Origin of the sequence: Limnohabitans sp. 2KL-51 (assembly GCF_003063645.1) — a bacterium.
GTDB lineage: Bacteria > Pseudomonadota > Gammaproteobacteria > Burkholderiales > Burkholderiaceae_C > Limnohabitans_A.
Genome location: NZ_NESJ01000010.1, coordinates 12,795 through 25,375, shown reverse-complemented (window position 1 = coordinate 25,375; position 12,581 = coordinate 12,795). Strand labels below are relative to the sequence as shown.

At 57.8% G+C, this 12,581-nt stretch carries 12 protein-coding genes; 3 read left to right on the top strand and 9 right to left on the bottom strand.

The genetic code is table 11. The features are described from left to right. Window positions 1-107: 107 nt before the first annotated feature. The gene (locus B9Z49_RS21585; protein WP_146188521.1) at window positions 108-440 is read right to left on the bottom strand and encodes a hypothetical protein; all 333 of its coding nucleotides are present in this window, start codon (window positions 438-440) and stop codon (window positions 108-110) included. Here B9Z49_RS21585 and B9Z49_RS11830 point away from each other — a divergent pair. After that, on the top strand, window positions 439-843 hold the full coding sequence (locus B9Z49_RS11830) for an SWIB/MDM2 domain-containing protein (protein WP_108353654.1): 405 nt from the start codon (window positions 439-441) through the stop codon (window positions 841-843). The genes B9Z49_RS21585 and B9Z49_RS11830 overlap by 2 nt on opposite strands. A gap of 94 nt (window positions 844-937) precedes the next feature. Here B9Z49_RS11830 and B9Z49_RS11825 read toward each other — a convergent pair whose 3' ends face one another. Together B9Z49_RS11825 and clpB are read right to left on the bottom strand one after the other, a co-directional pair. After that, on the bottom strand, window positions 938-2,638 hold the full coding sequence (locus B9Z49_RS11825) for a thiamine pyrophosphate-binding protein (RefSeq protein WP_108353653.1): 1,701 nt from the start codon (window positions 2,636-2,638) through the stop codon (window positions 938-940). Window positions 2,639-2,715: 77 nt separating this feature from the next. Then, window positions 2,716-5,322, bottom strand: a complete 2,607-nt coding sequence (gene clpB / locus B9Z49_RS11820) for an ATP-dependent chaperone ClpB (RefSeq protein ID WP_108353652.1) — start codon at window positions 5,320-5,322, stop codon at window positions 2,716-2,718. Window positions 5,323-5,409: 87 nt separating this feature from the next. Here clpB and B9Z49_RS11815 point away from each other — a divergent pair, with 87 nt between their 5' ends. Next, the gene (locus B9Z49_RS11815; RefSeq protein WP_108353651.1) at window positions 5,410-5,961 is read left to right on the top strand and encodes a hypothetical protein; all 552 of its coding nucleotides are present in this window, start codon (window positions 5,410-5,412) and stop codon (window positions 5,959-5,961) included. 27 nt (window positions 5,962-5,988) lie between these two features. On the opposite strand, the gene B9Z49_RS11810 is transcribed toward B9Z49_RS11815, so the two are convergent. The 6 genes from B9Z49_RS11810 to B9Z49_RS11785 are packed head-to-tail and all read right to left on the bottom strand — an operon-like array spanning window position 5,989 to window position 12,053. After that, window positions 5,989-6,477: a molybdenum cofactor biosynthesis protein MoaE gene (locus B9Z49_RS11810; RefSeq protein WP_199225047.1), complete on the bottom strand. Its 489-nt coding sequence runs from the start codon at window positions 6,475-6,477 to the stop codon at window positions 5,989-5,991. A gap of 4 nt (window positions 6,478-6,481) precedes the next feature. Beyond that, entirely contained in the window at window positions 6,482-6,733 is a 252-nt protein-coding gene (gene moaD / locus B9Z49_RS11805; protein WP_108353650.1) for a molybdopterin converting factor subunit 1, read from the bottom strand. Further along, entirely contained in the window at window positions 6,730-7,986 is a 1,257-nt protein-coding gene (gene glp, locus B9Z49_RS11800) for a gephyrin-like molybdotransferase Glp (protein WP_108353649.1), read from the bottom strand. Before glp ends, moaD begins: the two co-directional genes overlap by 4 nt. A 6-nt stretch (window positions 7,987-7,992) precedes the next feature. Next, window positions 7,993-9,438, bottom strand: a complete 1,446-nt coding sequence (gene thrC, locus B9Z49_RS11795; protein ID WP_108353648.1) for a threonine synthase — start codon at window positions 9,436-9,438, stop codon at window positions 7,993-7,995. Next, complete coding sequence (locus B9Z49_RS11790) at window positions 9,438-10,760, bottom strand: homoserine dehydrogenase (RefSeq protein WP_108353647.1); 1,323 nt, start codon at window positions 10,758-10,760, stop codon at window positions 9,438-9,440. Before B9Z49_RS11790 ends, thrC begins: the two co-directional genes overlap by 1 nt. 51 nt (window positions 10,761-10,811) lie before the next feature. Further along, window positions 10,812-12,053, bottom strand: a complete 1,242-nt coding sequence (locus B9Z49_RS11785) for a pyridoxal phosphate-dependent aminotransferase (RefSeq protein ID WP_108353646.1) — start codon at window positions 12,051-12,053, stop codon at window positions 10,812-10,814. 122 nt (window positions 12,054-12,175) lie between these two features. On the opposite strand from B9Z49_RS11785, the gene B9Z49_RS11780 reads away from it, so the two are divergent. Beyond that, on the top strand, window positions 12,176-12,553 hold the full coding sequence (locus tag B9Z49_RS11780) for an Mth938-like domain-containing protein (RefSeq protein ID WP_108353645.1): 378 nt from the start codon (window positions 12,176-12,178) through the stop codon (window positions 12,551-12,553). Window positions 12,554-12,581: the final 28 nt, after the last annotated feature.

The window sequence follows — 12,581 nt, the reverse complement described above, 5'->3', positions numbered from 1 at the left end:
TTATAATATGAAAATTAAATACGGCCTATGAAATTCCCTGGAAACAGCATGATTGAGAAACAACCAGAACATTCACCAAGAGCGCGAACGTGGACTAGCCAGTCCACTCAATTCTGGGGGCGCAGGTTCAATGCATGACTGCGTGTGTCATCTTTATTGGGCGAGCAAGAAAATGTAAAAAAAGCCACCAAATAGTCCTCCACTCTGTGAATCTGAGCCGCACACCAACCCTTGGATGTCCTACAAATGGCGTAGAAACAGCTCGAAGAAAGTTGCCAAGACCAACAAAAGCCAAACAACGAGGGCAAATCAGCAACAACATCAAGAGAAAAATGATTTTTATGCTTGGAAAGTGCCACTTTCTCCATTAGCATGCCTATAGCTGTAAACACATCGTTTTTCAGCGGCGAACCAACTTCCGACCAAAGGAATTTCATCATGGCAACTGCGAAAAAAACCCCGGCCAAAAAAGCTGCAGCACCCGCTAAAAAAGCAGCACCGGCAACCAAGGCTGCACCCGCCAAAAAAGCGGCTGCACCGGCTAAAAAGGTGGCTGCCAAAGCACCCGCCAAAAAGGCCGCTCCTGCTACCAAGCGCACCCCTAACCCTGCTTTCATGAAGGCTCTGACACCCAGCGCCGCTCTGGCTGCCGTGGTGGGCGCAGCCCCTCTGCCACGCACCGAAGTGGTCAGCAAAATGTGGGTCTACATCAAGAAACACAAGCTGCAAGACAGCGTGAACCGTCGCGCCATCAACGCCGATGACAAACTCAAGGCAGTTTTCGGCAAGGCGCAAGTCACCATGTTCGAAATGGCTGGCTTGATCGGCAAACACCTGAAGTAATTCAGTCGTTTGACCCAAAAAACCCGCCTCGGCGGGTTTTTTTATGGCTAAACGGCCAGATCGCCAAGGCCGTACGAACTACCAATCTTGGCAATCAAGTGGGTACTAGGCGAGACAAAGCGGCTTGCGTGATGGCACTCAAAGTCCCGCGTGTAGAGATCACCTCAGGATCGAGTATGACCTCAATGAGAGTGCCCTGAGGTCGGGCCAATGCAGCCAGCAGCGCCGGCTCAAAGGCTTCGGTCTGCTCGATGCGTACACCCACATAACCATAAGCCGAAGCCAAAGCGGCAAAGTCGGGGTTTTGCAGCTTAGAGCCCGTCACATGGTCGGGGTATTCGCGCTCTTGGTGCATGCGGATGGTGCCGTACATGCCGTTGTTCAGCAACACAATAATGCTTTTGCCCCCATGCTGCACCGCCGTGGCCAGCTCTTGGCCATTCATTAAAAAATCGCCATCACCAGCGATCGTGAAAGCCAAGCGCCCGGTCAACAAATTGGCCGCAATGCCAGCTGGCACGCCATATCCCATGGCGCCCACGGTGGGGGCCAACTGGGTTTTGTAGCCTTTGACCAAGCCGTGGTGCTTGTAAAAACGGTGCATCCAACTGGCAAAGTTGCCCGCGCCATTGGTCAGAACGGCGTCTGCTGGCAGATGCTTTTGCAGCGTGGCCACGATGGCGGGCATGTCGATATCGCCGGGCAAGATTTGTGGCTTGAGGTTGTCCAAGTAATCGTTGTGCGCGGCTTGCGTCCAATCGCCCCAAGGCAACTCGGTGGGCGCACTCAAGACTTCAAGGCTGCGGGCGGCCGCATTCATGGTGGCGTTGATGGCCAAATCGGCTTGGTAGACCCGGTTGAGCTCTTCGGCACTGGCGTGGATGTGCACCAATTTTTGACGTGATTTAGGGGCCTGCAGCAAGGTGTAGCCTCCGGTGGTCATTTCACCCAAACGTGGGCCGATGGCCACAATCAGATCGGCATCGCGAACGCGTTGCGCCAAGCCTGGACCAATGCCAATGCCCACATCACCGGCATACAGCGGGTGGTGGTTGTCAAACGTGTCCTGAAAGCGGAATGCATTGGTCACAGGCAGCTGCCAGTTTTCGGCAAAGCGCTGCAGGGCTTGGGCGGCTTGCGGTGTCCAGCCACCGCCACCTGCGATGAGCAAGGGCTTGCGGGCCGCCAGCAGCATGTCGCGCAGGTTGCGCAAGGCCCCTGGGTCGCTCCAAGCCTGAACAGGCTCCACGCGGCCCAAGGCTTGTGCCTTCACGGGCTGGGTCAGCATGTCTTCGGGCAATACCAAGACCACCGGACCGGGCCGTCCGTTCATGGCAGTGGCAAAAGCACGGGCCACGTATTCGGGCAAACGCTCAGGATCGTCCACACGCTCCACCCGCTTGGCCATGCCTTTGGTCGAGGGGCCAAAAAAATGGGTGTAATCCATTTCCTGAAAGGCTTCGCGGTCTCGGGTGTCGCTGGCCACGTCGCCGACAAACAGCACCATGGGCGTGGAATCCTGAAACGCAGTGTGAACGCCAATCGACGCGTTGGTGGCCCCCGGGCCGCGCGTAACAAAGCAGATGCCAGGGCGGCCTGTGAGCTTGCCCTGGGCCTCGGCCATGAAGGCCGCACCGCCCTCTTGCCGGCAAGTCACGAAAGTGAGTTGGTCACGGTACAGGTGAAAGCCATCGAGCACAGCCAGATAACTCTCACCGGGCACCCCGAAAGCATGGGTAACGCCTTGGGCCAAGAGGCATTCAACGAGCAGGTGGCCAGCAATTTGTGAAGTCATGCTCTATTCTATTGTGCCCAATGTCAAGAAAACCGCCTGTCCCAGCCGTGTAAAAAGGGCCTGCATGGCACTGGGCATCAAAGAGGGTTTTCGACCACCAGGAAGTCAAACTGGCCCGGCGCACGCACCGGATCCACCGAGACCTCGATGCTGCATTTGGGCGGGAAACGTCCTTCGAGCAGCAGTTTGGACAAGGGGTTTTCCAGGCGTTGCTGAATGGCCCTTTTCAAAGGCCTTGCGCCAAACACAGGATCAAAACCCACCTTGGCCAATTCGGACAGAGCCGCCGGGCTGACCTGCAAGTTCAGGTCCATGCGGGTCAAGCGGGTTTTCAAGACGCCCAATTGGATCTCAGCAATCGCAGCGATGTGTTGTGCATCCAGGCTGTGAAAGACCACGGTTTCGTCAATGCGGTTCAAGAACTCGGGTCTGAAATGGGCCTTGAGCTCATCCCACACCGCGTCCTTGATGTCCTCAGCGGGTTGGCCCACCATGGCTTGTATCAACTGAGAACCCAGATTGGAGGTCATCACGATCACGGTGTTTTTGAAGTCCACCGTGCGGCCTTGGCCATCGGTCAAGCGGCCATCGTCGAGCACTTGCAGCAAAACGTTGAACACGTCTGGGTGGGCTTTTTCCACCTCATCAAGCAACAAGACGCTGTAGGGTTTGCGGCGTACAGCCTCGGTCAGATAGCCTCCCTCTTCGTAGCCCACATAACCAGGTGGCGCGCCAATCAGACGGGCCACCGAGTGCTTTTCCATGAATTCACTCATGTCCATCCGGATCAGGTGGTCCTCGCTGTCAAACAAAAAGCCTGCCAGCGCTTTGCACAGCTCGGTCTTGCCCACACCCGTAGGCCCCAAAAACAAGAAGGAGCCGGTGGGGCGGTTTGGGTCGGAAAGGCCTGATCGCGATCGGCGAATCGCATTTGCCACGGCTGCAATGGCCTCATCTTGCCCGACCACGCGCTGGTGCAGTTTGTCTTCCATCTGCAGCAATTTTTCACGCTCGCCCTGCATCATCTTAGACACCGGAATGCCGGTGGCGCGTGATACGACTTCGGCGATCTCTTCGGCACCCACTTGCGTGCGCAGCAAGCGATGCAACGGTTTTTCGCCGGGCGCAGCTTCCTTGGCCTGGACTTCCTTGAGGGTTTTTTCCAGCGCAGGCAGCTTGCCGTACTGCAACTCAGCCACCTTGTTGAAATCTCCCTTGCGGGTCAACTCCTCGATTTGCTGCTTGAGCTGGTCGATTTGCTCGCGCACATGCTGCCCGCCTTGGGCCTGAGACTTCTCGGCTCTCCAGATTTCTTCCAGGTCTGCGGCTTCTTTTTTCAGCTTGACGATCTCTTCCTCGATCAAGACAAAACGTTTTTGTGAAGACTCGTCGCTTTCTTTGCGCACCGCTTCGCGCTCAATTTGCAGCTGGATTAAGCGCCGATCCAGTTTGTCAATCACCTCGGGTTTGGAGTCGATTTCAATCTTGATCTTGGCTGCAGCTTCGTCAATGAGGTCAATCGCTTTGTCGGGCAAAAAGCGGTCGGTGATGTACCGGTGGCTGAGTTCGGCGGCAGCCACGATGGCCGGATCGGTGATGTCCACGCCGTGGTGTATCTCGTATTTTTCCTGCAAGCCGCGCAAGATGGCAATCGTGGCCTCGACAGTGGGTTCGTTGACCAAAATTTTCTGGAAACGACGCTCTAAAGCCGCGTCTTTTTCAATGTATTTGCGGTACTCGTCCAAGGTAGTTGCGCCCACACAATGCAACTCGCCCCGAGCCAACGCCGGCTTGAGCATGTTGCCCGCGTCCATGGCCCCTTCGGCCTTGCCCGCGCCTACCATGGTGTGCAACTCATCGATGAACACAATGGTCTGGCCTTCGTCTTTGGCCAGCTCACTGAGCACGGTTTTAAGGCGCTCTTCAAACTCACCCCTGAATTTGGCCCCGGCCAGCAATGCCGCCATGTCGAGCGACAACACCCGCTTGCCTTTGAGTGAATCAGGCACCTCACCCGCAACGATGCGCTGAGCCAAGCCTTCGACAATCGCGGTCTTGCCCACACCGGGCTCGCCAATCAGCACGGGGTTGTTTTTGGTGCGGCGTTGCAAGACCTGGATGGCTCGGCGAATTTCGTCGTCACGCCCGATCACAGGGTCAAGCTTGCCAATGCGGGCCCGCTCGGTTAGATCGACGCAGTATTTTTTAAGCGCTTCACGCTGGCCTTCGGCATCGGCACTGCCCACACTTTGCCCTCCCCGCACCGCTTCGATGGCCACTTCCAGATTCTTGCGGTTCAAGCCATGCTCTTTGGCGATGCGCCCCGCCTCTGATTTGCTCTCGGCCAAGGCCAGCATGAACAATTCGCCCGCAATGAAGGCGTCGCTGCGCTTGATGGCTTCTTTTTCGGCCGCCTGCAAAAGCTTGACCAAGTCGGGACCCACCTGCACCTGGTCTTGTCCGGTCACTTGAGGTAAGCGCGCCACAGCCGCTTCGGCCGCCTGCAGCAGGGCAGGCACCTGAGCACCGGCACGTTGCAAGATGGCTTTGGGGCCATCGTCTTGCTTTAGCAAGGCGACCAACAAGTGCTGGGGTTCGATGTAAGCATGGTCTTTTCCCAAGGCCAGTGACTGGGCGTCCGACAAGGCTTCCTGAAATTTGGTGGTGAGTTTGTCAATTCGCATGTGTAGATCTCCAATGCAAGTCATCTTGTGCTGAAAATGACGTTTTCAAGGGACAGACAAGCGGGCACTATTGCCTAAAATCAAAGCATGAACATTCACCAACTGTCTGTGAACCACGATGAGCGGCAGGACCGCTTGTTGCTGCGATTGAACACCCAGGATCTGCAGGAGTTCCGTTTTTGGCTGACACGGCGCATGACACTGCGCTTGATGCCCGCCATCGAGCAATCGGCCAAGCGTCTGGAGGCCGCGCAACCCGGCGTGGCGGTCACCGATGCCCCATCGCAACAACTGCTGACCGAGCTCAAACGCGATGCATTTTTGAAAAAAGCCGACTTTGCCACCCCTTTCGAAAACCGCGCCACCCAGTGGCCGCTGGGAGCTGAACCCCTGCTCATCACCGATGCCCACATGAGCATCCAAACAGGCGGGGCTTTGGAAATTTCTTTTGAAGACAAGTCCGACCCGGCCCGAGCCCGATCATGCCAGCTGCACCTGCAAGTCAGCCTGGTCCATGGCATGGCGCACCTGATTCGTCAAGCCAGCGAAAAAGCCGAATGGTTGGCTGTGAGCAGCCCTATCCCAGCGACCGAGGCGGAACCCGTGCTGGCCCCAGAACCACATCGCTACGCGCATTGAAACGCGCAGTTCAGGGCCCTGCCTGATTCAAGCGTTGTGGGCCTGAATGCCCCAACGGGCCAAAGCCGCATCGTCTGACACGCGGGCGTCCACCCAATGTGCGCCCTCAGGGGTTTGCTCCTTTTTCCAGAAAGGGGCCTGGGTTTTCAGGTAATCCATCAAAAATTCGCAAGCCTTGAAGCTTTCGCCCCTGTGCGCCGAGGTGACCGCCACCAGCACAATCTGGTCAGCCGGCAGCAAGCGTCCAACGCGGTGAACCACACGCGCCTCATAAAAATCAAACCGCTGGTGCGCTTCGTCGATCATGGCTTCGATCGATTTTTCGGTCATGCCAGGGTAGTGCTCCAGTTCCATGGCCTGGACTTCGTCTTGCGCCTGACCGGTCAATGCACGGGTGTCGCGCACGGTGCCCACAAAGCTGCACACGGCACCCACGCGTAAGTCCTGACCCTTGAGTGTGGCCAACTCCTGCGTGAGATCAAAGTCTTTGGTCTGAATATTGACTCGGGACATCATGACTTCAACCTCCGGTGACAGGCGGAAAAAAGCCAACCTCGCAGCCTTCCGTCAGGCTGGCGTTGTCTTGCACCATGCTTTGGTTCAGGGCCATGCGCACCGGACGCTCGGGCATCAGGCAAACTCGGTAGTGCTCGCCCCGGGCCATCAGCTCAGAGCGCAAAGCGGACAGATCGCTCGCCTGGGTTTCAACGGTTTCGTGAGACAAGCCAATGGTTTCGCGCAGTGAGGCGAAATAGCGAACTTCCACTTTCATACCAAGCACTCCGAAAAGGGCCAAAAATCGACCAATTGACCGGGCTCAATCGTCTGGCCACCCGGGTTGTCCACCACCCCATCGGCCCAGACCACCGAGGTCAACACCCCAGAGCTTTGGTTGGGATACAGGTCCAAGCCACCCTGCGCATTGCGGCGCACCCGCAAGAATTCACGACGCTTGTCAGCCTTGAGCCACGCGAAGTGCGCAGGCAAGCGCTGAATAGGCGGACCTGATGCCGCCATGCCTTGCAATTGGCGCAGCAAGGGCCTGACTAAGAGCAAAAAGGTCATGAAACTCGACACCGGGTTGCCGGGCAAGCCCACGAAGTGGGCCGCGCCCTCGGCGGTCTGCCGCCGCACCTTGCCATAGGCAAAGGGTTTGCCCGGTTTCATGGCGATTTGCCACAGGTTCAACTCGCCCAAAGACTGCACGGCGGGTTTGACATGGTCTTCTTCGCCCACCGACACACCGCCGCTGGTCAGGATCAGGTCGTGGTGGTCCGCAGCGGTTTTGAGCGCGGCCACCGTGGCCTCGCGCCGGTCAGGCACGATACCCAAGTCACTCACCTCACAACCCATGCGGTGCAACAAGCTGCGCAGGAAAAAGCGGTTGGAGTTGTAAATGCTGCCCGGGGGCATGTCCTGCGGGGCCACATCGCCCGGCATGACCAACTCGTCGCCCGTCGAAAACAAGGCCACCCGTGGGCGGCGCAAAACAGGCAAGTGCGCAAGCCCCAGGCTCGCGGCCATGCCCAGTTCGGCTGGTCCCAGTTTTTGGCCACGTTGCAAAGCCGTCTGGCCCTGGCGGATGTCTTCGCCGCTGCGGCGAATCCACTGCCCGGGCTCAGGCACCAGCGAAAAGCGCACGGCATCGGGTTCACCTGCCACGGGCTCGGCTTGCTCCTGCATGACGATGGCATCAGCGCCTTCGGGCACAGGGGCCCCGGTGAAGATGCGGGCGACTTGCCCGGGCTGCAAAGGCTGCCCGGTGTGCCCGGCCGCAATGCGTTGGCCCACGCGCAATGTGACGCCAGGCGGCAACAAATCGGCGCGTCGCACCGCGTAGCCGTCCATCGAGGAATTGTCGAAAGCCGGCACCTGCAAAGCCGAAACCAGGTCTTCGGCCAGCACACGCCCATCGGCATCAAAGGTGGCTACCGACTCAGCGTCGGTCAGGGGGCTGATGCGCGCAAGCAGCGCCTGCAGCGCGTCGTCTAAAGACATCAAAGGGGCGCGTGGGGCGGTGCTCATGGGCTGTCAGTCGCAGTGCTGCTGGATGTAGGCCTTGACCAAAGCCACATCGGCTTTCATGACCTGCACGCGTTTGGGCAAGGCTTCGATGCCTTCAAACTGCGGTGGGCGCTCAGGCTGGCGGCCCAAAGCTTCCACGATGGTGGCGGCGAACTTGATGGGCAAAGCGGTTTCTAGCACGATCATCGGCACCCGTGAGTTCAAGAGCTCTTTCGCCACCTTGACGCCGTCGGCGGTGTGGGTGTCGATCATCACACCATAGGTGGCAAACACATCTTGTATGGTCTTCAAGCGATCGGCGTGGGTGCTGCGGCCGCTGTCAAAACCATAGGTGGTGGCAGCTTGGGCAAAGCGTGGGTCGCCCGACAAGTCGAAGAAGCCTAGGCGGCTCAGACCTTCGCCAAAAATGGCTTTGGTTTGGACCGCATCGCGCCCCAGCAGGTCGAACACAAAGCGTTCGAAGTTGCTGGCCTTAGAAATGTCCATCGAGGGGCTGGAGGTTTCGTGGGTGTCGGCCGTGCCGCGCACACGGTAAACGCCGGTGCGGAAAAACTCGTCGAGCACATCGTTTTCGTTGGTGGCCACAATGAGGCGGTCAATCGGCAGGCCCATCATGCGGGCCACATGGCCGGCACACACATTGCCAAAGTTGCCGCTCGGCACCGTGAAGCTGACCTTTTGGTCGTTGCTTTGGGTGGCCTGGAAGTAACCGGCGAAGTAATACACCACCTGGGCCAGTAAACGCGCCCAATTGATGGAATTCACGGTGCCAATTTTGTATTTCCGCTTGAACTCCAGATCGTTGGAGACGGCCTTGACGATGTCCTGGCAGTCGTCAAACACGCCTTCAATGGCGATGTTGTGAATGTTCTCGTCGAGCAGGCTGAACATCTGCGCTTGCTGAAACGGGCTCATGCGGCCATTCGGGCTGGTCATGAAAACGCGCACGCCCTTTTTACCGCGCATGGCGTATTCGGCCGCACTGCCCGTGTCACCCGAAGTGGCGCCAAAAATGTTCAGCGCTTCGCCGCGCCGTGCCAATTCGTACTCAAACAAGTTGCCCAACAACTGCATGGCCATGTCTTTGAAGGCCAAAGTGGGGCCGTTGGACAGGGCTTCGAGGAACATCTCGGGCTGTGCTTGACCCGAGGCCTGCAAAGGCTTGAGCGGCACGATTTCTTTCGTGCCGAACACTTCAAGTGTGTAGGTCTTGCGGCACAAAGCCTGCAAGTCATCGCGTGGAATGTCGTCGATGTAGAGCGACAGCACCTCAAAAGCCAAATCCGCATAGCCCTGGCTTTGCCAGACTTCGCGCAAGCGGGTCAGCGTCGCAGCATCAATCTGCGGGTAGCATTCGGGCAGGTACAAGCCGCCGTCGGGCGCCAGGCCTTCGAGCAGGATTTCACAAAATTGTTTGCGGTCAGCGTGACCACGGGTCGACAGGTAACGCATCAGTTCAACTCTTCCTTGCGAATGCGCACGATGGGCGCCATCACGGTGGGCAAGGCTTGCATCTGGGCCAACACCTCGTTCAGAGTGCCTTCACGCGTGTCGTGGGTCAGGATGATCACATCGGTCTGGTTTTCACCTGCTTGGCTAACCTGGTCGGCCTCTCGCTGCAACACCGCGTCGATGCTGATGTCGGCCTCGGCCAGCAAACCTGTCAGCTTGGCCAGCACGCCCGCCTGATCGGCCACACGCAAACGCAGGTAATAGCTGGTCACCACCTCGGCCATCGGCAATACGGCCAAGTTGCTCATGGCCCCCGGCTGGAAAGCCAGGTGCGGCACGCGGTTGAGGGGGTCGGCGGTGTGCAAACGGGTGATGTCCACCAAATCGGCGATCACGGCGCTGGCGGTGGGCTCTGAACCCGCTCCCTTGCCGTAATACAAAGTGGTGCCCACAGCGTCACCCTGCACCATCACGGCGTTCATCGCGCCTTCCACATTCGCAATCAGGCGCTGGGTCGGCACCAGGCTGGGGTGCACGCGCAACTCAATGCCTTGCGCGGTGCGCTTGGTGATGCCCAAAAGCTTGATGCGGTAGCCCAACTGCTCGGCGTACTTGATGTCGGCTGCGCCCAACTTGGTGATGCCTTCGACATAGGCTTTGTCAAACTGCACCGGAATGCCAAAGGCGATCGCGCTCATCAGGGTCACTTTGTGCGCGGCATCCACACCTTCGATGTCAAAGGTCGGATCGGCTTCGGCGTAACCCAGTCGCTGGGCTTCCTTGAGCACCACACCAAAGTCCAGGCCCTTGTCGCGCATCTCGGACAAGATGAAGTTAGTCGTGCCGTTGATGATGCCCGCCACCCACTGGATGCTGTTGGCCGTCAAGCCTTCGCGCAGCGCCTTGATGATCGGAATGCCGCCTGCCACGGCCGCTTCGAAAGCCACCATCACGCCCTTGGCCTGAGCGGCTGCAAAAATTTCGGTGCCGTGCACCGCCAGCAAGGCCTTGTTGGCAGTAACCACATGCTTGCCTGCGGCAATGGCCTCCATCACCAGTGCTTTGGCAATGCCGTAACCACCAATCAACTCAATGACGATATCGATCTCGGGGTTGGCAATCACCGCGCGGGCATCGCCTACCACCTGAACGCCTTCGCCCACCAGGGCTTGGGCCCGCGCCACGTCCAGATCGGCCACCATGGTGATTTCAATGCCACGGCCTGCACGGCGCTGGATTTCTTCCTGGTTGCGCTTGAGCACATTGAAAGTGCCGCTGCCTACAGTGCCCATGCCCAAGAGGCCCACTTTGATCGGATTCATTTTTATCTTCTTTACTGCAATGCGCCCGAATGGCTCGGGCAGGGATTGAATTCAGGCCAACACGACATCGGTGCCAAAACGTTGGCGTGCCCCTTCTAAAAAACGGGCGACGCGGGCAATGGCCTCGCGCAAGTCGTCTTCATGGGGCAAAAACACGATCCGGAAATGGTCGGCATCGGGCCAGTTGAAGCCCGTACCCTGGACCAGCATGACCTTGGTTTCTTCGAGGAGTTGCAAAAAGAAATCCTGGTCATCCTGCACCGGGTAGATTTTGGGGTCGAGCTTGGGGAACATGTACAAAGCAGCACGGGGTTTGACGCAGCTGACACCCGGGATCGCCGTGATCAGTTGGTGCGCCAAATCGCGCTGCTTGCGCAGGCGACCGCCCTCGCCCACCAATTCATTGATGCTCTGGTGTCCACCCAAGGCTGTTTGAATGGCCCACTGGCCCGGCACGTTGGCGCACAAACGCATATTGGAAAGCATGTTCAGGCCCTCGATGTAATCACGGGCTCTTTTCTTGTCGCCCGAAATCACCATCCACCCCGCACGGTAACCGCACGAGCGGTAGCTTTTGGACAAGGAGTTGAAGGTCAATGTCACCACGTCTTGCGACAAACTGGCCAAGGGCGTGTGCTTGACGCCGTCGTACAAAACCTTGTCGTACACCTCATCGGCAAAGATCACCAAACCATGCTCGCGGGCAATCGCCACGATGCCCTTGAGCAGCTCTTCGGAGTACAAGGCGCCTGTGGGGTTGTTGGGGTTAATGACCACAATGCCTTTGGTGCGCGGTGTGACCTTGGCACGGATATCGTCCAAATTGGGCATCCAGCCATTGGCTTCATCGCAACGGTAATGTACAGGTGAGCCCCCAGACAAACTGGCCGCCGCCGTCCACAGCGGGTAATCAGGTGAAGGCAGGAGCAACTCGTCACCATCGTCGAGCAATCCGTTGGTGGCCATCACGATCAATTCGCTGGCCCCGTTTCCCAAGTAAATGTCGTCCAACGTAACGCCCAAGATGCCTTGCTTTTGGGTCTCGTGCATCACCGCTTTTCGTGCGGCAAAAATGCCTTTGCTGTCCGAATATCCCGCCGAATTGGGCAGGTTTCGGATCATGTCCTGCTGAATCTCTTCGGGTGCATCAAAACCAAAAACCGCCAGGTTGCCGATGTTCAGTTTGATGATCTTGTGGCCGTCTTCTTCCATCTGACGCGCTCGGTCCATGATGGGTCCGCGAATGTCATAACAAACGTTGGCGAGCTTGGCAGATTTCTGAATGGGCTTCAAAGTGCCTCCAAAGGCAGTGTGGATAAGGGAAAACCTATAATTTGACCACATTTCTTCGGCCTCTCCGGCACAGTTTTCAGAGCTTGGCCTTTAATTGCGCTTCCCCTCACTTGTCCCACCCCATGAAACTCCAGCCCGACAAATCCAATGCCCCAACCATCAATGCTTACGACAGGGCTTGGATCGAAGTCAATGGGGTGCGGCATACACAGTCCTTGGCCGTGAGCAGCCTGCCCAATTTGTCGTCTTCCACCTGGGCGACGGGCCATTTCGAAGCACTTGGCTCAAGCGACTTCAGCCCATGGGCCCAAAGCGGTGCCGAGCTCGTCTTGTTCGGCAGCGGACAAACACTGCGCTTTGCCAAGCCGCAATGGCTGCAGGACTTGATCATGCGTGGCATCGGCGTAGAAACCATGGACACTGCAGCGGCATGTCGCACCTACAACATCCTGGCCAGTGAAGGACGCAAGGTGGTCGCCCTGCTTTTGATAGAGTCCTAAAGCATGCATTCTTTCGTTGTTTTTTTCA